General features: G+C 63.0%; 14 protein-coding genes. 4 read left to right on the top strand and 10 right to left on the bottom strand.

Features of this window, described 5'->3' with window-relative positions; genetic code table 11:
* Positions 1-62: 62 nt before the first annotated feature.
* Positions 63-1,289, top strand: coding sequence for an acyl-CoA dehydrogenase (locus AAEZ08_RS02405; RefSeq protein WP_015276946.1), 1,227 nt, complete (start codon positions 63-65; stop codon positions 1,287-1,289).
* 96 nt (positions 1,290-1,385) lie between these two features.
* On the opposite strand, the gene xylB is transcribed toward AAEZ08_RS02405, so the two are convergent.
* From xylB to xthA, 10 genes are all read right to left on the bottom strand, one after another.
* The gene (xylB, locus tag AAEZ08_RS02400; protein WP_500123634.1) at positions 1,386-2,909 is read right to left on the bottom strand and encodes a xylulokinase; all 1,524 of its coding nucleotides are present in this window, start codon (positions 2,907-2,909) and stop codon (positions 1,386-1,388) included.
* 10 nt (positions 2,910-2,919) lie between these two features.
* Complete coding sequence (locus AAEZ08_RS02395; protein ID WP_500123633.1) at positions 2,920-4,398, bottom strand: mannitol dehydrogenase family protein; 1,479 nt, start codon at positions 4,396-4,398, stop codon at positions 2,920-2,922.
* 97 nt (positions 4,399-4,495) lie between these two features.
* Positions 4,496-5,599, bottom strand: coding sequence for an ABC transporter ATP-binding protein (locus AAEZ08_RS02390; protein WP_500123632.1), 1,104 nt, complete (start codon positions 5,597-5,599; stop codon positions 4,496-4,498).
* A gap of 37 nt (positions 5,600-5,636) precedes the next feature.
* Positions 5,637-6,470 (bottom strand): carbohydrate ABC transporter permease, encoded by an 834-nt coding sequence (locus AAEZ08_RS02385; RefSeq protein ID WP_228208877.1) that lies wholly within the window; start codon positions 6,468-6,470, stop codon positions 5,637-5,639.
* Positions 6,471-6,480: 10 nt separating this feature from the next.
* Positions 6,481-7,290, bottom strand: a complete 810-nt coding sequence (locus AAEZ08_RS02380) for a carbohydrate ABC transporter permease (RefSeq protein WP_500123688.1) — start codon at positions 7,288-7,290, stop codon at positions 6,481-6,483.
* A 231-nt stretch (positions 7,291-7,521) separates the two neighbouring features.
* Positions 7,522-8,829: an ABC transporter substrate-binding protein gene (locus AAEZ08_RS02375; RefSeq protein WP_500123631.1), complete on the bottom strand. Its 1,308-nt coding sequence runs from the start codon at positions 8,827-8,829 to the stop codon at positions 7,522-7,524.
* A 299-nt stretch (positions 8,830-9,128) separates the two neighbouring features.
* Entirely contained in the window at positions 9,129-10,034 is a 906-nt protein-coding gene (locus AAEZ08_RS02370; protein ID WP_500123630.1) for an AraC family transcriptional regulator, read from the bottom strand.
* Positions 10,035-10,100: 66 nt separating this feature from the next.
* Entirely contained in the window at positions 10,101-11,033 is a 933-nt protein-coding gene (locus tag AAEZ08_RS02365) for a carbohydrate kinase family protein (RefSeq protein WP_500123629.1), read from the bottom strand.
* Between the two features lie 97 nt (positions 11,034-11,130).
* Positions 11,131-12,498, bottom strand: coding sequence for a substrate-binding domain-containing protein (locus AAEZ08_RS02360; RefSeq protein WP_500123628.1), 1,368 nt, complete (start codon positions 12,496-12,498; stop codon positions 11,131-11,133).
* Positions 12,499-12,593: 95 nt separating this feature from the next.
* A complete protein-coding gene (gene xthA, locus AAEZ08_RS02355; protein WP_058065828.1) occupies positions 12,594-13,406 on the bottom strand; it encodes an exodeoxyribonuclease III in 813 nt (270 codons plus the stop codon).
* Between the two features lie 272 nt (positions 13,407-13,678).
* On the opposite strand from xthA, the gene AAEZ08_RS02350 reads away from it, so the two are divergent.
* The 3 genes from AAEZ08_RS02350 (at position 13,679) to AAEZ08_RS02340 (ending at position 19,869) form a co-directional block, all read left to right on the top strand.
* The gene (locus AAEZ08_RS02350) at positions 13,679-14,314 is read left to right on the top strand and encodes a GNAT family N-acetyltransferase (RefSeq protein WP_003285065.1); all 636 of its coding nucleotides are present in this window, start codon (positions 13,679-13,681) and stop codon (positions 14,312-14,314) included.
* Between the two features lie 195 nt (positions 14,315-14,509).
* Positions 14,510-16,192: an autotransporter assembly complex protein TamA gene (locus tag AAEZ08_RS02345; RefSeq protein WP_482696255.1), complete on the top strand. Its 1,683-nt coding sequence runs from the start codon at positions 14,510-14,512 to the stop codon at positions 16,190-16,192.
* Complete coding sequence (locus AAEZ08_RS02340) at positions 16,192-19,869, top strand: translocation/assembly module TamB domain-containing protein (protein ID WP_500123627.1); 3,678 nt, start codon at positions 16,192-16,194, stop codon at positions 19,867-19,869. Before AAEZ08_RS02345 ends, AAEZ08_RS02340 begins: the two co-directional genes overlap by 1 nt.
* The last annotated feature ends 7 nt before the right edge of the window (positions 19,870-19,876 follow it).

Genomic DNA, 19,876 nt, shown 5'->3' with positions numbered 1-19,876 from the left:
ATCACCAGGCGTCCTCTAGCATTCAAAACTACAAAACATTACCTGCCAGAAGGTTGTCGCCCATGAATTTCGCCTACTCCCCGAAGGTTCAAGAGCTGAGAGAGCGCGTGCAAGCGTTCATGGATGCTCACGTCTATCCCGCCGAAAAGGTGTTCCACCAGCAGGTCGCCGAGGGTGATCGCTGGCAGCCGACCGCCATTGTCGAGGAGCTCAAGGCCAAGGCCAAGGCAGAGGGGCTGTGGAACCTGTTTCTGCCGGAATCGGAACTGGGCGCCGGCCTGACGAACACCGAATACGCGCCGCTGGCCGAAATCATGGGTAGCTCGGGCCTCGGCCCGGAAGCGTTCAACTGCTCGGCGCCGGATACCGGCAACATGGAAGTGCTGGTGCGCTACGGCAGCGAGGCGCAGAAGCGCGAGTGGCTGGAACCGCTGCTGCGCGGCGAAATCCGTTCGGCCTTCGGCATGACCGAGCCGGGCGTGGCGTCGTCCGACGCCACCAACATGGAAGCCCGCGCGGTGCGCGAGGGCGACGAGTGGGTCATCAACGGCCGCAAGTGGTGGACGTCGGGTGCCTGCGATCCGCGCTGCAAAATCATGATTTTCATGGGCCTGACCAACCCGGACGCGCCGCGCCATGCCCAGCACTCGATGATCCTGGTGCCGATGGATACCCCCGGCGTCAAGGTGCTGCGCCCGCTGCCGGTGTTCGGCTACGACGACGCGCCGCACGGCCACGCGGAAGTGTTGCTGGAAAACGTGCGGGTACCGTACGAGAACGTCATCCTCGGTGAAGGCCGCGGCTTCGAGATCGCCCAGGGTCGTCTTGGCCCAGGCCGCATCCACCACTGCATGCGCTCTATCGGCGTTGCTGAACGTGCACTGAAGCTGATGTGCGAACGCGCCGTCAGCCGCACCGCCTTCGGCAAGCCGCTGGCCCGGCTGGGTGCCAACTTCGATTACATCGCCGAGTGCCGCATCGAGATCAACATGGCGCGCCTGCTGACGCTGAACGCGGCATACATGATGGACACCGTAGGCAACAAGATCGCCGCCAGCGAGATCGCCCAGATCAAGGTGGTCGCACCCAACGTGGCGCTGAAGGTCATCGATCGCGCCATCCAGATTCACGGCGGCGCTGGTGTTTCCGAGGACTTCCCGCTGGCGCATTGGTGGGCGATGCAGCGCACGCTGCGCCTGGCCGATGGCCCGGACGAGGTGCATCGGGTGGCCATTGCTCGTCACGAGCTGGGCAAGTACGTGCCGCGCGAGGCGCTGCGCAGCCGCTGAGGCGTCGTCCCAGGCGCGCAGGACCAAAGGCAAAGCCACACGCCGTGGCTTTGCCTTTTTTTATGAGCTATTTGCCTGCCAATCGAGCGCTGCGCCTCAGGAGGCGACCGGCGTCAGGTCCGGTGGCGTCTGCTGACCGTAGATGCTGGCCACCAGTTGTCGATAGCGCCGATAGGCCTGCTCGTAGGCCAGAACCGCGGCGGTGTCAGGCGCGACCGCCGTGGTCTCGTCAAGGCTGACACAGCGCTGGCACAGCTCGGCGAGGCTCGCCGCGGGATCACGCTGCCTGGCATGGCACCACGCTGCCTGGATCGCGCTACCCAGTGCCGCGGCTTCGCTATGGCGGGTACAGACCACCGGCGTCGCCATCATGTCGGCGACGATCTGCCGCCACAACGGATTCTTCGCGCCGCCACCGATGAGCTGAATCCGCTCGCTGCGAATACCGCTTTCGCGCAGCAGGTCCAGCCCGTAGCGCAGACCGAAGGTCACGCCTTCGAGCACCGCGCGGCAGAGGTTGGCGCGGCTCATATTGTCGGCTGTCAGGCCGTGCAGGCTGGCGCTGGCCTGGGGCAGGGCGGGGACGCGCTCGCCGTTGAGAAACGGCAGCATCGTGACGCCTTCGCAGCCGATCGGCGCCTGCGCCACCAGCGCGTTGAACGCCTCCAGATCCAGCTCCAGCAGGCCGCGCATCGCCGCGTTGGCATTGGTCAGGTTCATGGTGCAGATCAGCGGCAGCCAGCCCCCGCTGGACGAGCAGAAGGTGGCCACCGCCGGCTGTGGGCTGATACGGGGTTCGCCGGAAAAGGCGTAGAGCGTGCCGGATGTGCCCAGGCTCATGGTGATCGCGCCGGGGCGGATGTTGTCGGTGCCGATTGCGCCCATCATGTTGTCACCACCGCCGCTCGCCACGATGGCCTGGGAGTTCAGGCCCAGCCGGACGGCAAGTTCGGGGCGTAGCCGGCCGACCGGCTGATGGGGTTCGATCAGCTCCGGCAGCGCCGCCTCCAGGCGGCCGCTGGGGTCGACATGCCGCAGGATCTCGGGTGCCCATTGCCGCGCGCGCACGTCGAAATAGCCGGTGCCGGAGGCATCGCCGTATTCGCTCGCGCACCGTCCGGTCAGCCAGTAGTTGAGGTAGTCGTGGGGCGGCAGGATATGGGCGATGCGTGCGAACAGCGCGGGGTGCTGCTCCTTCATCCACAGCAGCTTGGAAACCGTGTAGCCCGGCGCGATGACGATACCGAGGCGCTGCAGCGAACCCTGTTCACCGCCTAGCCAGTCGAGCAGGCGCTGATTCTCCGTAGTCGACTCCGTGTCGCACCAGAGCTTGGCCGGGCGCAACACGCGGCCCGCGGCATCGAGCGTAACCAAGCCATGCTGCTGCCCGGACACACCAATGCCCAGCACGGCATCGCCGTCGACTCCGGCCTCGGCCAGTGCCGCGGCGGTAGCACTGGCGAAGGCGGCGGTCCACTGCTCGGTGTCCTGCTCGCGTCGGCCATTGGGCCCGCTGATCAAATCGTGGCCGGCCGAGCCCTGGCCGAGCACGCGCTCGTTATTGGCGTCGAGCAACAGCGCCTTGGTGCCCTGGGTGCCACAATCGATTCCGAGAAACATGCCGGGTCCCTCACTGCGTCAGCAACAGATCAAGGGTGCCGCTGACCCCCAGCGTGCGCAGCCGCAGCAGGTTGCGCTCGAAGGCTTCGCGGAAGGCGAGCGAACGCGGAATCTGCGTGCCGAAGATCTCCTCGCGGTCGAGCAGGCGTTCGGCGAGGCCGTCGTCCTCCGCGACAAGGGATTGGCAGAAGTCCGCGCGCGGATCGGGGATGCGGTACGGCACGCCGTTTTCATCTACTCCCCGCAGATACAGCGCCCAGGCGGCGACCACCAGGGCGGCCCGGTCCAGGGCGGCGTTATCGGCGATCAGGCGGTTGATGGTCGGCACGGTGAACTTGGGAAACTTCGAGGAGCCGTCGGAGCAGACGCGCTCCAGCTGATCAGCGATGGCGCAATTGGAGAATCGCTCGATCAGGGTTCGTTTGTACTGCGTGAGGTCGATCCCCGGCACGGGAGCCAGCTGTGGCGTGACGTCCTCGTCCATGTAGCGGCGGATGTACTCGACGAACAGCGGATCGGCCATGGTTTCGTGGACGAAGCGATACCCGCGCAGAAAGCCCAGGTACGTCAACGCGAGGTGGCTGCCATTGAGCAGCTTGATCTTCATCTCCTCGTAGGGCGAAACGTCGTCGGTGAACTGCACGCCGACCTTTTCCCAGGCCGGCCGGCCGGCGACGAAGCGGTCTTCCAGTACCCATTGCACGAAGGGTTCGCAGACTACCGGCCAGGCGTCATCGAGGCCGTGCTGATGCTTTAGGTCCTGGCGATGCGCCGTGCTGGTCATGGGCGTGATGCGGTCGACCATGGCGTTGGGGAAGCTGACGTTGCGCTCGATCCAGCGGGCCAGGTCGGGGTCGACCAGGCCGGCGAAGGCCAGCGTGGCCTTGCGGGTCACGTCGCCGTTGTGGGGGAGGTTGTCGCAGGACATCACCGTGAAGGGTCCGACGCCGTCGCCGCGGCGCTTGGCCAGCGCCGCGCAGAGCAGGCCGAACACGCTGACCGGGCTGCGCGGGTGCTGCAGGTCATGTTGAATCTGGGGCAGTTGCGCATTGAACTGGCCGGTGCTGTCGTCCAGGCAATAGCCGCCCTCGGTGATGGTCAGCGAGACGATGCGAATCGCCGGATCGGCCAGGCGGGCAACCACCGCCTCGGAACCATCCTCGTCCACCAGCAGCATGCCGCGAATGCTGCCGATCAGCCGGACCTCGGTGTCAGGCCGGTCGTCGAGCTCGACCAGGGTGTAGAGATAGTCCTGCGCGGCCAGCGCGTCGCGCATGGAGCGTTCCTCGGCGCGCGTGCCGATGCCGCAGATGCCCCATTCCAGCCCCTCGCCGGTGTTCATGAGGGCATCGGTATATGCTGCCTGGTGAGCGCGATGAAATCCGCCAACCCCTATGTGCGCGATGCCGGCCGTAACCTCGTCTATCGCGTAGGCCGGGCGTGAAATGTGGGCCGGCAGCTGTGGCAGATTCTGTTGCTTCAACTTCATGTCAGGCCTCGCTGGGCTAAGTTTCGAAAAGCCTACGGCGTCATCGCCGCCGTAGGCAGCAGCAATTCGCCGGGATTGAATCGTGACGGGTTACCCGTCAAGCGGCCTGTTGCAGAGATTGGCCGACGGCCAGCCCATCGCCGTCGAACAGGTGGCAATGCGCGGCATCGAGAGTCAGCTTCAGTGATTCGCCATAACGAGGCGTGAAATCGCCGCGGATGCGCATGGTCAACGGCTCGTTCGCCTGAGTGATGACATGGCAGTAAGTGTCGCTGCCCAGTCGTTCGCTGACGTCTGCTTTAACCTCAAGCTGACAGTTGCCATCGGTGCTGCGGTTGAGATGCTCGGGGCGGATACCCAGGGTGACGACGTCCCCCACTGCGAGTGATGGGCCGCTGCGCGGCAGATACAGCCGGCAGCCTGCATCCAGTTCCACTTCGCATCCAGTGGCGTCGACCTGGCTGATGCGGCCCTTCAAGAAGCCCATCTTTGGCGTGCCGAGGAAGCCCGCGACGAACAGGTTGGCAGGGTTGTGGTAGAGCTCCATCGGCGAGCCGACCTGCTCGATGCGCCCACCGTTGAGCACCACCACTTTGTCAGCCAGCGTCATGGCCTCAACCTGATCATGGGTCACGTAGATCATCGTCGCCTGCAGCTCCTGGTGCAGGCGCGACAGCTCCAGACGCATCTGCACGCGCAGCGCGGCATCGAGGTTGGACAGCGGCTCGTCGAACAGGAAGACCTTGGGGTTACGCACGATAGCGCGGCCAATGGCGACACGCTGGCGCTGGCCGCCGGACAGTTGTCGCGGCTTGCGTTCGAGCAGCGGTTCCAGCTCCAGGGTGCGGGCGGCTGCCTCGATCTTGCGCGCTACTTCCTGTTTGTCCGCGCCGGCGAGATCCAGGGCGAAGGACATGTTCTTGCGCACCGTCATGTGCGGATAGAGCGCGTAGGTCTGGAAAACCATGGCCAGGTCGCGTTTGGCCGGGCTGACATCGGTGATGTCGCGCCCGTCCAGTTCGATCCGCCCGCTGCTGACCTCCTCGAGCCCGGCGATCAGGCGCAGCAGAGTGGACTTGCCACAGCCGGAGGGGCCGACGAAGACGACGAATTCGCGGTCGCGGATGTCCAGGTCGATGCCCTTGATGATCTCGTTGCCGTCGAAGCCTTTCTTCAGGTTGTGGATCTTCAGGTCTGCCATGTTCGAATCCTCTATTGTTCTTCTCAGCTCAGCGGCGTTATTTCACGGCGCCGAACGACAGGCCGCGGACTAGCTGCTTCTGGCTGATCCAGCCGAATATCAGAATGGGGGCGCAGGCGAGGGTGGAAACGGCCGAAAGCTTGGCCCAGAACAGCCCCTCAGGGCTGGAGTAGGACGCGATCAAGGCGGTCAGCGGGGCAGCATTGGAGGACGTCAGGTTCAGCGACCAGAAGGCCTCGTTCCAGCACAAGATCAGCGACAGCAGCATGGTCGAGGCCAGCCCGCCCTTGCTGATCGGCAGCAGCACGCGAACCATTTCCTGCATCAGCGTGGCACCGTCCATACGCGCCGCTTCGAGGATGTCGCGCGGGATGTCCTTGAAGTAGGTGTAGATCATCCACACCAGAATCGGCAGGTTGATCAGCGTGTAGATGATGATCAGCACTGCGCGGCTGTCCAGCATGCCGAACTGTTTGGCCAGCAGGTAGATCGGCACCAGTACGCCCACCGGCGGCAGCATCTTGGTCGAGAGCATCCACAACAGCGTGCCCTTGGTGCGCTTGGTCTCGTAGAAGGCCATCGAGTAGGCCGCAGGTATCGCAATCAACATGCCTAGGGCAGTGGCGCCGAAGGAGATGGTCACCGAGTTCCATGCGTACTTGAAGTAGCCGCTGCGGTCCTGAATCTGCAGGTAGTTCTCCAGCGTCGGCGTGAAGATGAACTGCGGCGGTGTGGCGAAGGCGTCGATCTCGGTCTTCAGGCTGGTCAGCAGCATCCAGAAGATCGGGAAGAACAGCAGCAGCGCCACGGCCCAGGCGAACAGCCCGACTACCAGGGTATTGAGGCGGCGACTTTGTTTGAGCGTCAGCATCGGTCTGTCCTCAGTATTTTTCGGTGAGATTCTTGCCGAGCATCCGCACCAGGATGATCGCCGCGATGTTGGCGATGACTACCGCGATCAAGCCGCCGGCCGATGCCATGCCGACGTCGAATTGAAGCAGTGCCTGGGTGTAGATCAGGTACGCAAGGTTGGTTGACGCATAGCCGGGACCACCGCTGGTGGTGGTGAAGATCTCGGCGAAGACAGAGAGCAAAAAGATGGTTTCAATCATCACTACTACGGCGATCGGGCGGGCCAGATGTGGCAGGGTGAGGTGCCAGAAGATCGCGATGGGGCCAGCGCCATCCAGGCGGGCGGCTTCTTTCTGCTCCTGATCGAGGGACTGCATGGCCGTCATCAGGATCAGTATCGCGAAGGGCAACCATTGCCATGACACGATGATCACGATCGAGGCGAGTGGATGCTGGGCCAGCCAGTCCACCGGCTGCGCCCCGAAGAACTTCCAGACGGCCGCGAGAATTCCCGAGACGGGGTGGTAGATCAGGTTCTTCCAGACCAGCGCGCTGACGGTCGGCATGATGAAGAACGGCGAGATCAGAAGCACGCGTACAATCCCGCGCCCAGCGAAGTCAGCCGCCTCCAGCAGCGCGGAGATCAATACCCCGAGCACGACGCTGATCAGCAACACGCTGCCCACCAGGATCAGTGTGTTGGTCATGCCCGGTATGAAACCGGCATCGGTCAGGAAGTAGTGGAAATTCTCCAGTCCGACGAAATCGTTGTCGCCGGGATAGAGCAGGTTGTAGCGAATCACCGAGAAGTAGACGGTCATCGACAACGGAACCAGCATCCACAGCAGCAACAGCGCAACGGACGGGCTGACGAGGAACCAGCTGGGGCCAAAGCGGCGCGGCTTTCGCTCGCTCGGCTCGCTTGCCGTGTCGGTGACAGACGCCTTGGGCAAGGCTGTGGATGAGGTGGCCATGGGTGTGCTCCGGCTGAAAGAAGGCCATGAGGGCTCGGGCGAGCCCTTTCCGGTGTTCACCTTCGATTAGGAAGGGACGATGCCTGCTTGGGGCGCTTACTTGGGATAGCCGGCGCGCTTCATCTCGCGCGTGGTCGACTGCTGCACAGCGGTCAGCATCTGCTCGACTGGCATCTGTCCGGTAAGCGCCGCGGAGAACATCTTGCCGACCTGAGTGCCGATAGCCTGGAATTCCGGAATGGTCACCAGCTGGATGCCCACGTAGGGCACGGGTTTAGCGGAAGGCGAGGCGGGATTGGCCTGCTTCAGCGATTCCAGTGTGATTTTGGCAAAGGGTGCAGCGGCCATGTACTCGTCGCTGTAGGTGGACTCACGAGTACCCGGTGGCACGTTGGTAACGCCATCTGTTTCGGCAACGAGCTTGGCGTAGTCCTTCGATGTTGCCCAGGCAGTGAAGAGCTTGGCGGCTTCTTTCTGCTGCGAGCTAGTAGGGATCGCCAGTGCCCAAGAGTACAACCAGGCCGAGCCTTTATCGGTCTCTTCCTGCGGAGCGAAGGTGAAGCCCACTTTGTCGGCGACCTTGCTTTGCGATGTATCGGTGACGAACGAGCCCGCTACCGTTGCGTCGACCCACATGGCGCACTTGCCGCTGTTGAACAGGGCCAGGTTCTCGTTGAAGCCGTTACTGGAAGCGCCGGGCGGGCCGTACTTGCTCAGCAGATCCACATAGAAGTTGGCGGCCTTGGTCCACTCCGGGCCATCGAACTCGGGTTGCCACTTCTCATCGAACCAGCGTGCGCCGAATGAGTTGGCGACTGTGGTCACCAGTGCCATGTTCTCACCCCAGCCGGCCTTGCCGCGCAGGCACATGCCGTACTGGTCTTCGCCGGGCTTGTGCAGCTTTTCGGCGAACCCGGCCATTTGCGTCCAGGTGGGATGTTCGGGCATGTCCAGACCGGCCTGCTCGAACAGGTCAGTGCGGTAGTAGGTCATCGAGCTTTCGGCGTAGAACGGCAGGGCGTACAGCGTCCCGTCTACCGACAGGCCTTCGCGTACTGAAGGAAATACGTCGTCCAGATCGTAGCCTTCTGGCAGATCCTTCATCGGCGCCAGCCAGCCCTTGTCGCCCCAAAGTGAGGCTTCATACATGCCGATGGTGAGTACGTCGAACTGGCCGCCCTGGGTGGCGATGTCGGTGGTCAGGCGTTGACGCAGAACGTTCTCTTCGAGCACCACCCAGTTGAGCTTGATGTCGGGATTCTGCTGTTCGAAGGTCTTGGAGAGGCGCTGCATGCGGATCATGTCCGCGTTGTTGACGGTGGCGACGGTGAGGGTTTCGGCAGCCTGGGCCAGCGCAATCGTGGCCATGCAGGCGGAACCGAGCAGCAAGTTGATTGCTTTCATTCGTGGACTCCTCTTCCAGATCAGGGGCCTGGAAGCACTTATTGTTTTTGTTGTTACCCGCGTACTGCGCTACGAGCGTCTGGCAGGCATTACAACGCCGGCAGTGGCCGCGCGACAAAGCCGTGACTGCACTCGCTTCGATACTTTTTTGCACTCGGTTGACCGAGGTGGACTGCCGGCAGCGGCACCGTCCGGACTTGTTGTAGAGGCTCAAGAACGAGGCTTTGCCACGATCATAAAGACGCGAGTGGGGCAGCGGGCGAGGAAGAGGGCGCTAGACCTGCCCGGCCGTAAGCGTATCAGCTGGCCAGGTTCTGCTCGGTCAGGCGTTGTTCGATCAGGCGGCGATAGCACGACGGGGTCATGCCCTTGAGCTGCTGGAAGCGGCGATTGAAATTGGACAGGTTGTTGAAACCCGATTCGAAACAGACATCCGTGACCGGCTTGTCCTGATCGAGCAGCAGTTCGCAGGATTTGCTGATGCGCAGGCTATTGACGAACTCGACGTAGCAGCGCCCGGTGGCGCGCTTGAAGAAGCGCGAGAAGTAGGTGGGCTTCATGCCGAGATGGCTGGCGACTTCCTCCAGGGGCAGTTCGCGCATGTAGTGTTCGAAGATGTAGTTGACCGCCATGTTGGTCCGGTCGGCCTGCTGCTCGTCGCTCAACTGTGCCGAGGTGGCGCCGGAGAGCAGCTGGTAGTCGTCGCACTTGGCAAGCAGCTCGAGCATGATCAGGAAATAGCCGAGGCGGGTGGCGCCGCGGCTGTCGGCGATCTGCTGCATCAGTTGGCGTGCCTGGGCGATGGTCTGCGGGCAGCGAAACTCGATGCCGTAGCGCGAGCGTTCAAGCATCGGCGTGAAGGTCCGTAGCTCGGAGAAGACAGCGTGGCCCGCCTCAAGCATCTCGTCCGTGAAGTTGACCAGCATGTCGCGTTTGGCGACGACCTCGCCGTCCTCGACCTGACTGATCCAGTTGTGCGGCAGGTGCGGGCCGGTGAGAAACAGGCTGTCCGGTCCGAAATTGCCCACGTAGTCGCCGACGAAGACCTTGCCGGAGCTGGCGACGATCAGATGCAGTTCGTATTCCTTGTGGTTGTGCCAGCGCACCAGCGGGCAGGGGAAACCATGTTCGCGATAGATCAGCGAGTTGCCGTGGTGGTCGTCCATCAGCTCGTAGGACGGGTCGGTAATCTTCAACGCTCTCATGCAGGGTCCGTTGTCGTGAAAGGCCACGAAGGGTTATAGCCGCTGAGGGCGCAATGGCCAAACCGGTCAGGCAATTTCGTATCGGTAGGGCAGGTCCGGACCACGCCGGGAACAGATGATGGCGGCGGCGCTGCTGGCGAAGGCGAGCATGGCCTGCAGTTGCGCAGGTCCCATTTGCGCAAGCCCGTGCGGCGAGTCCAGCTGCTGTTCGGTCAGGTAGGCGAGCAATGCGGCCTGGAAGGTGTCGCCGGCACCCACGGTGTCACGCACCGTTACCGCCTGCGCTGCCACTTGCAGCTGGCCGTGCTTGCGGCTGAAGAGCTGCGCGCCGTCGGCACCGCGGGTAAGCACCACCAGCTCGACGTGATGGTCCAGCCAGCGCTGGGCGATACTCGCTGGCGCAATGCCCGGATAGAGCAGGGCCAGGTCCTCGTCGCTGACCTTGATCAGATGTGCACGTTCGGCGAACGCCTCGACCCGCTCGCGCCAACGTTCGAGGCTGGGTTCGACGTTGAGGCGAATGTTCGGATCGAGTGAAATCAGGCGCTGGGCATGCTCGCGATGCAGCAAGGCCAGCAGCGTATCGGCAATCGGCGGCGTCACCAGCGAATATGAACCGAAATGGATGCCGCGAATGCCAGCAGGCAGCGGCTGCAGCTGTTCGGTATGCAACAGGCGATCGGCACAGCCTTCGCCGCGAAAGCTGTAGACCGGACTGCCATCGGCGCCGATGGCGACCATTGCCAGCGTGGTCGGCGCATCGAAGATGGCGAGATGCTCGGTGGCAACGCCTTCTTCCTGCAGCAGCTCTAGCAGGAGCTGACCGAAATGATCGCGGGAGAGCCCACCGAGCAGCGCGGCCCGCGCGCCCAACCGGGCCAGCCCGACGGCAACGTTGAACGGCGAGCCACCTGCGACGGCTTCCAGGTTCAGGCGACTGCGGCTGTCGGTCGAGGCCGCGAACACATCGAAAAGCGCTTCACCACAGACGAGGTACATGGACGATTCCTGCTGCCAGAAATCGCCCGAGCTTAAACCCGACGCCTGTACCGGGACAGTACGCCCGCGGCTGGCGGACGATACGATCTTGCACTCATTAATACACCCAGACTTCCACGCGGCGGTTCTTCACCCGGCCACTTCCCGCGTCGTTAGATGCAACTGGAAGCTCAGCCCCCATTCCATTGATTTCCTTTAGGAATACTCCGCGCTTGTTCAGCTCGCGACGGACCGTCATCGCGCGCAGCTTGGAGAGCAGTGCCGCGCGCGCCGGATCGCCCGTTGCGTCTCCGAAGCCCACCAGCGCGGCGCTATCGGTCAGCTTGCCGTTGTCGCGCAGATAATCGGCGACCCGTTCAAGGTCGCGCTGGGCCTTGTTGTCCAGCTGAGCGCTGCCTTCCTCGAAGCGAAAGTTGACCGTCAGGCGCTGGGCTTCGCTCGCCAGTTGCTGATAGAAGGCGGGCATGTCGGCGAGTGCGATTTGCCGAATCGCCTCGACATGTTGGGCGACGTAGCCGGATCGCTCGACAATGCTCTGCCCGGCCTTGCTATGGATGAACTCGATGTAGGCCGCGGTCCAGGGCGACTGCCGGCGCGGATGGGCATAGAGGAACAGCCGGCGCGACAGCGGATAGTCCTCGGTCGCGACCAGGGCGCGGGAGGGCAGCATCGGCTGCGAGGCACCATCGGCGATGGCCAGCGCCTTGGCCTTGCCCAGTGAGGCCAGGCCGGTGAAGCCGACGGCGCCTGCATCCAGGGTGACCGCGCGGGACAGTTCGTCGTTGGATTCATAGCGGCGGGCGTCGCTCAAGAGCGGCTTGCCCTGGCGCGCCAATACCAGCTCGTTGAAGGTGTCGTAGGTACCGGAACGGTCATCGCGCGCATGCAGCCGCACCGGCAGGTCCTGTCCGCCGAGCTCGCGCCAGTTGCGGATTTCGCCGGCAAACAGCCTGGCCAGTTGCGTGGTGGTCAACGAATCGATGGGGTTGCCCGGGTGCACGATGATGGCCAGACCATCAATGGCAATGACCTGTTCCGCCTTGCCGCTGCGCATGTCGCCCAGATCAGCCAGTTCGGCGCGCTCGCTGGTTTTGATCGGCCTGGAGGCTGCTGCGAGATCACCCTGACCATTCTTCAACCCAGCGAAGCCTGTGCCGGTTCCGTGCGCGGCCACCGTGGCATACACCTGCTTGCCCTGAGGCGTGCGCGCACTGATGCGTTGTTCATTCTCCACCTCGGTCGGGTGGATGCTCACCTCCTGATAGCCTTCAGCTTCGAACAGCCCGGCGATGAGCATGGGGGCGAGCTTGGCGCCCACGGTGTTGGAGCCGTGAATGCGCAGCACGGCCGATCCGTCCGCCGGAATTGGCGGGGCCGCAAGAACACTGTTCGATACGCCGCCCAACGCGAGCAATAGCAGGGGCAACGCCCGATTCCGATACCGTCCAACTGAACGTAATGCCATCTTGCGACCTCCTTGTAGAAGGTCGCGAGATTAAGACGATTCGGTTACCGAAAAATGACAGTGCGTACGGTGCCGCTGGCACATGCTCAATGCTGTCAGCGCAGCTCGATCCATACCGGGCAGTGGTCGGAAGGCTTCTCCATTGCGCGGATGTCGTAGTCGACGCCGCAGCCGGTCACGCGCTGGTGTAGCGCAGCGGTAGTCAGGATGTAGTCAATCCGCAGCCCGCGGCGCGGGTCGTCCTCGAAGCCGCGGCTGCGATAGTCGAACCAGCTGAAGCGGTCGACGACTTCCGGGTTTAGGGTACGGAAGCTGTCCTGCAGGCCCCAGCCTTTGAGGCGTTCCAGCCACTCGCGCTCCTCCGGCAGGAAGCTGCACTTGCCGGTACGCAGCCAGCGTTTGGCGTTCACTTCGCCAATGCCGATGTCGCAGTCCTGCGGGGAAATGTTGAAGTCGCCCATCACCGCCAACAACTCGTCGGGGCTGAACTGCTGTTCGAGCAGAGCCTGCAGGTCGGCATAGAACTTGGTCTTCGCCGGAAACTTCACCGGATGGTCACGGCTTTCCCCCTGGGGGAAGTAGCCGTTCATGACGGTCACCTGTTGGCCGTTGGTATCGGCGAAGCGACCCCAGATGAAGCGCTTCTGAGATTCCTCGCTGTCACCAGGGAAGCCTTTGTGTATCTCCAACGGTGCCTGGCGCGAGAGGAGGGCAACGCCATAGTGGCCCTTCTGCCCGTGGTAGTGAACGTGATAGCCGAGCGCCTCAACGTCTGCCAGCGGGAACTGCTCGTCAGAAACCTTGGTTTCCTGCAGGCCGATGACGTCCGGCTGGTGCTTTTCGATGATGGCAGAAAGTTGATGAGGTCTTGCGCGTAATCCATTGATATTGAAAGAGACTATTTTCATGAATTTCCGTAAGGTCGGTGTTGGTCTCAAAGGCGGCGAGCGTAGTGCGCTGAGTCGGTGTGCAAGGCTGCCGTGGGCTGAAAGCAGTGATTCTAGAGGTGTGGCGCTGTAGGCACCAACCGTCAGGAGCAGCCGAATGCGCCCCTCCATGCCAGGCAGGCGCATGCATCATTGGGTTACTAACTGGTCGCAGGCTGGTGGTCTGGCGGCGTGGCAAGCCGTGCCAAGCGCTGCTAAGTTGCAATCATCCTTCAGAGAAACCGAGAGTTACCATGCCGATGTCCGCCGAGGTTCGCATGCTCGATAGCGGTTACGACCGCGAAACCCGTTCGCTGCTGTATCACGCTTACCGTCACGAGCCGACCTTCGCTTATTTGTTCGAAGCGGACCGGCCCGGTTACCAGCAGCGGGTGCGTGCGACGGTGCGGGAGCTAGTAAACCAGCATTTCCTCCAGCAGCAGCCAGGGCTTGGTTTGCTCGTGGAAGATCGGCTGATTGCTGTTGCGCTGATCGCACCCCCACAGCGTCGGCTGGACGTCACCGAGAGCTGGGCCTGGCGGGCACGAATGCTGCTGACCGCGGGGTTCCGCTGCACGCGTCGCTATTTGGATTATCACGCCGCGGTGCTGGCCTGCCTGCCGGCAGGGGCTGTGCATCTGCTGCCGCTACTCGGCGTGCATCCGCAATTCCAGAGGCAGCAGTATGGCGAGCAACTGTTGCAGGCGGTACATGAATGGTGCGCCGAAGATGAAACATCCCAAGGCCTGGTAATCGACACCGGCAACCCGCGCTACTTGAACTTCTACCAGCGGCAAGGCTACGAAGAGATCGGTCAGATCGCCGTCGGGCCGGTGGTGGAGCACATCTTTTTCCACCCGGCGCCAACGCGGATGGAAGCCGCGCGTTAGGTGCGGCCGAATTTTATCCGGGCAGGCCAGTCTGACTGGTCTGAAGCCACGCGATATCAGCCGATGCCCGTCCCCCCGCAAGTTCCCTTTACGCCCTGCCTAGCCCGCCTGTGCGGGCCTGCCAGCAAGCCCGTGCTAGCATTGCGCGCCATGTGCAAATCGAACCGAATCGGCCCGCTGGTAGCCGCAATCCTGATGTTGAGCAGCATTGATGCCAGCGCCGCTGAGCTCGACGTTCGTATCGAGCCACAGAACCGGGCGTTGCGCGAAAACATCGAGAACTACATCGGCGATCTGGGTGATCGCGACGCCAGCGAGCTACTGCGCTATAGCCGCGTAGCGCAAAGCCAGGCGGAGAAAGCGCTGCAAGCGCTGGGCTACTACCGCAGTCGGATTCGAACCGATGTGCGCGAAGGCGATGAGCCCACTCTGGTGCTGCGCGTGCAAACCGGTGAGCCGGTGCGCCTGCGCAATATCACTGTGCGTCTTGATGGGCCGGCAGCGGAGTTCTCCGGCTTTCGCGTCGCGCAGCGCACGTTACGCCAGGGCGATGTGCTCAATCACGGTCGTTACGAGGATGTGAAGCAGCAGTTCCTCAACCAGGCGTCGCGCTTCGGCTATTTCGACGGTCGTTTCACCCGTCAGCGGCTTGCGGTAGACCCCCGAGAGAACACCGCTGATATCGAGCTGGTTTTCGACAGCGGGCCACGCTACCGCCTGGGGGATGTGCGATTCGAAGGCGATTCGCCGTTCGATGACGACCTGCTCAGGCGCATGGTGCCATTCGATGCCGATACCCCCTACGACTCCGAACTGATCGCCGAGCTTAGTCAGGCGCTGCAGTCGAGCGGCTATTTCGAAGGTGTGCGTGTGGACGCCAACCCCACCAGCGCCAGCGAGCAGCGCATTCCAGTCGCCGTCGCGCTTACTACACGTAAACCGCGCACATTCGGCCTCGGCTTGGGCTATTCCACTGATGTCGGCCCGCGCATACGGATGAACTGGACGCGTCACTGGGTCAACCCACAGGGCCACAGCTACGGTGCCGAAACCGAACTGTCGGCACCGCGGCAGAACGTAGGCTTCTGGTACGACATTCCCCTTGATCCACCTCTGACCGACAAGCTGCGCTTCGTAGGTGGTTACCAATACGAGGAAATTGCTGGCACCGACAGCCTCAGTCGCCTGCTCAAGGTGGGCCCGGAATGGCACAGTCGGTTGCCCAGCGGCTGGTTACGTGTGCTCTCGCTGAAATGGCAGCACGAGGAATATCGTCTGGGCGATGACTCCGGTACCAGCACCTTGTTGATGCCGGGTGTCGCCTATAGCTACCTGCGCAGCGATAACCGCATCGACCCAAGCCACGGCTACCGCTTGCAGTTCGAGGTTGCTGGGGCCAAGACGGGTGTGCTGTCCGATGCGGATCTGATTCACGCCAACGTGCTGCTGCGCGGTCTGACCACATTGGGCCAGCGGCATCGCTTTCTCGGCCGTGTACAGCTGGGCGGCAACTGGACCGACGAATACGTCAACGTGCCGCCCTCATTGCGCTATTTCGCCGGTGGTGACCAGAGCGTGCGCGGCTACGACTACCAGAGCTTGTCACCGACCAATTCAGACGGCGACAAGATCGGTGGTCGCTACCAGTTCGCCGTCAGCGCTGAATATCAGTATTCGATCGCCGAGAAATGGCGGGTGGCGACATTCGTCGATCAGGGCAACGCCTTCAATTCTCTGGAAATTCCCACTCTTAAAAGCGCCGTTGGCGTTGGTGTGCGCTGGGTGTCGCCAGTTGGGCCCATTCGCGTCGATGTCGCCCATCCGCTGGACAGCGAAGGCGGCGTAAGGCTGCATTTCTCCATGGGGCCTGAGCTGTGATGCGGCTATTGCGTGGGGTGGGTTGGACGCTGCTTGCGCTGGTATTGCTGCTGGCCATCGCTGTCGGCGTCTTACTCGGCACCGCCAGTGGCAGTCGTTGGCTACTAGCGCAGGTGCCGGGGCTGACGGTCGAAGCCTTCGACGGCAGGCTAGGCCAACGTTGGCAAGCCGATCGGCTGCTATGGGAGCAGGGCGGTAACCGTGTCGAGGTGCAACAGCCGCGTCTTGCCTGGGCGCCGGGCTGCCTGCTCAAACGCACCTTGTGTATCGACGAGCTGATAGCCGGGGATATCGTTCTCAATTTTCCCCCAACCGAACCGGCCCCCGACGCTGAACCCTTCACCCTGCCGGATCTCGACCTGCCATTGGCGCTGCAAGTCGAGCGGATCGACATCGGTCGGGTAACGCTCAATGGCAGTGAGCAGCTGCGGCGCCTGCATTTGCAGGCGAATTGGCGTGCGGATGGCCTGGATATTCAGCAGCTCGAGGTGCGCCGGGATGATCTGGATCTCTCCTTGAATGGCCGGCTGCTGCCCAGTGGTGCCTGGCCGCTGAAACTGGAAGGGCAGGCCGCGTTGCAGTCGCCGAACGAGCAGCCTTGGGCGCTGATGATTGCCGTCGACGGTGATCTGCGCGAACAGCTGCAGGTGCAGGTGGAAAGTCAGGGCTATCTGGACGGCACCCTTAGCGGCCAACTGCGTGCGCTGGACGAGCACCTGCCGGCTACCATCAAACTGAATGCCCACGGTTTCAAGGCGTTGCCTGATCTGCCGGAAACCTTGCGTCTGAATGATCTGCAGTTGACCGCGACCGGCAACATGGATGATGGCTACCGCGTGCTCGGCACAACCCTGCTGCCGGGGGAGGGCGGTGTGGTCCGCGTGGCGCTCGAGGGAGTGGTCGGCCCGAGTGGAGCACAGATTGCCATGCTCGAACTGGACGCCGGACAGCAACGCGATGTGCGGCTTAGCGGCGATGTCGATTGGCAGGATGGTCTGGAAGCCAACGCCGACCTGCTCTGGCGCGATTTTCCCTGGCGGCGGCTGTACCCGGATATTGACGAGCCACCGGTGGCGTTGCGCGAACTCAAGGCGCAAATTCAGTACGACGACGGCAATTATCTCGGCAACTTCCAATCCGCCATGACGGGACCGGCGGGTGACTTCACGCTGAACAGCCCGGTCAGCGGTAACCTTGAATCAGTCCACCTGCCACAGCTGGAACTGCGCGCCGGGCAGGGCAGCGCAGTGGGTTCGGTCAGCATCGGGTTCGCCGAAGGTCTTGATTGGAAAGCCGATCTGGCGCTAAGCGATCTCGACCCGGCGTACTGGCTGGCTGAGCTGCCGGGAAACCTTGGTGGTTCCCTGCAAAGCCAGGGCGCTCTGCGTGATGAGCGCCTGCAGGCCGAGGCGAGCCTCGATATCAGCGGGCGCCTGCGCGGCCAGAACACCAGCCTGCAGTTGCAGGCCAGTGGGGAGGGCGAGCGTTGGACCCTGCCGATCGTAGACCTGCGCATGGGGGATAACCGTGTGCACGGCAGCGGCATCTGGGCGCAAACGCTGGAAGGGCAGCTGCAGCTCGAGTTGAGCCGCCTGGCGCAGCTTTGGCCGGATCTTCGTGGGCAGCTGAATGGCGAGGTGGCGCTGAGCGGGACCGCTGCGGCACCGAGCGCGCAGGTGGAACTCAGCGGGCGCAATCTTGCGTACCAGGACAATCACCTGCGGCGCCTCAGCCTTCAGGGCCAGCTTTCCGACGGCGAGCGTGGTCGCCTGGCGCTGAACGCCGAGCGCATTCGCGCAGGCGACACCGATCTCGGCGCTTTACAGGTCAATGCCGAAGGCACGGCGGAAAAACACCAGGCAGACCTGCAACTGCAGGGCCCGTTGCTCGATCTGGCACTGGCATTCGATGGCGGGCTGCGTGGCGAGGACTGGGTCGGGCGACTGACGCGTGGCGAGCTAAGCGCCGAGCAGCAGAACTGGGCCTTGCAACGCCCGGCAACGCTGCAGCGCTTCGCCGATGGGCGCCTGGATCTGGGTGCACATTGCTGGCTCTCGGGGCCCGCCACCCTTTGCGCAGAAGATCAGCGCCTGATGCCGGACCCACGGATTCGCTACCGCCTGCGCGACTTTGCGTTGCAGTCCCTGGCCGAATATCTGCCCGAGGACCTCCGTTGGCAGGGTGAGCTCAATGCGGATATCGAACTGGACCTACCCGCCAGCGGCCCTAACGGCCGAATTCAGGTCGATGCCGGACCCGGTGTGCTGCGCATCCGTGATGCGGATGAGTGGCATGACTTCCCGTACCAGACCCTTGTACTCAACAGTCGTCTGCTGCCTGAGCGGATCGACAATGAATTGCGCTTCCAGGGCGGCGAGCTGGGTGAACTTGAGGTTCAGCTGCAGATCGATCCACGGCCGGAGGCGAAGCCCATCAATGGTGAGTTTCGCCTGAGTGGCTTCGACCTGGCGGTGGCGCGGCCTTTCGTGCCGATGGCCGAGCGGCTGCGCGGGCAGCTCAATGGTAGCGGTCAGCTGGCCGGCAGCCTGCAGCAGCCGACGCTCAATGGCCAGCTATTGCTCACCGGCGGCGAAATAGCCGGCAGTGAACTGCCCACGGCGTTCGAGGATCTGCGAGTTCGCGTGTTGATCGAGGGCGAACGGCTGAACATCGATGGCGACTGGCGGGCTGGCGAGCAAGGGCGCGGCAGCCTGAGCGGCGCGCTGGACTGGCAGGATGAACTTGACCTTGACCTCGCCATCAAGGGCAGTCGTTTGCCGGTAGTCGTCGAGCCGTACGCTGATCTGGAGGTCGAGCCAGACCTGCGCATCGTGCTGAGCGGGCAGGAACTGGCAGTAAGCGGTCGTATCGAAGTGCCCCGAGGTGCAATTACCGTGCGAGAGCTGCCGCCGGCGACCGTGAGGATTTCCGAAGATACGGTAATCGTTGGACGCGAAGCCGAAGAGCCGGCCACGCCGCTGGCGGTGAAGATGGACATCGACGTAGAGGTGGGTCAGGACCGCCTGCGTTTCTCCGGCTTCGGTCTGACTGCCGATCTTGCCGGTTATCTGCACATTGGAGACAACCTGGACGCACGCGGCGAGCTGCAGCTGAAGAACGGCCGTTATCGCGCCTATGGTCAGCGGCTGACCATTCGACGTGCCGAACTGTTGTTCACCGGCATGATCAGTCAGCCGTTCCTGAATATCGAAGCGATCCGTCGAATCGACGCAGAAAACGTGGTCGCCGGTCTACGCATCACCGGCAGCGCGGAGCAGCCACGCATCGACGTGTTCTCCGAGCCGGCAATGAGCCAGGAGCAGGCACTGGCCTACCTGGTGTTGGGCCGAGCGCTGGGTGCCGATACCGGGGATAGCAATCTGTTAGCGCAGGCAGCGCTGGGGCTCGGTTTGGCTGGCAGCTCGTCGATCACTGGTGGCCTGGCTCAACGCCTGGGCATTCAGGACTTCCAGCTGGACACCGAAGGCACCGGCGCGGGAACCAGCGTCGTGGCCACCGGACGCCTGACCGAGCGACTGGCGCTGCGTTATGGGGTAGGGGTGTTTGAGCCGTCCAACACCATCGCCCTGCGCTATCAGCTGACGCGGCGGATCTTCCTCGAAGCCGCCAGTGGTCTGGCAAGCTCGCTCGATGTGTTCTATCGCCGGGATTTCTGATCGATTG

Origin of the sequence: Pseudomonas sp. E45-MNA-CIBAN-0222 (genome assembly GCF_040310405.1) — a bacterium.
GTDB classification, from domain to species: domain Bacteria; phylum Pseudomonadota; class Gammaproteobacteria; order Pseudomonadales; family Pseudomonadaceae; genus Stutzerimonas; species Stutzerimonas stutzeri_AC.
This window is presented reverse-complemented; position numbering and strand designations above follow the sequence as displayed.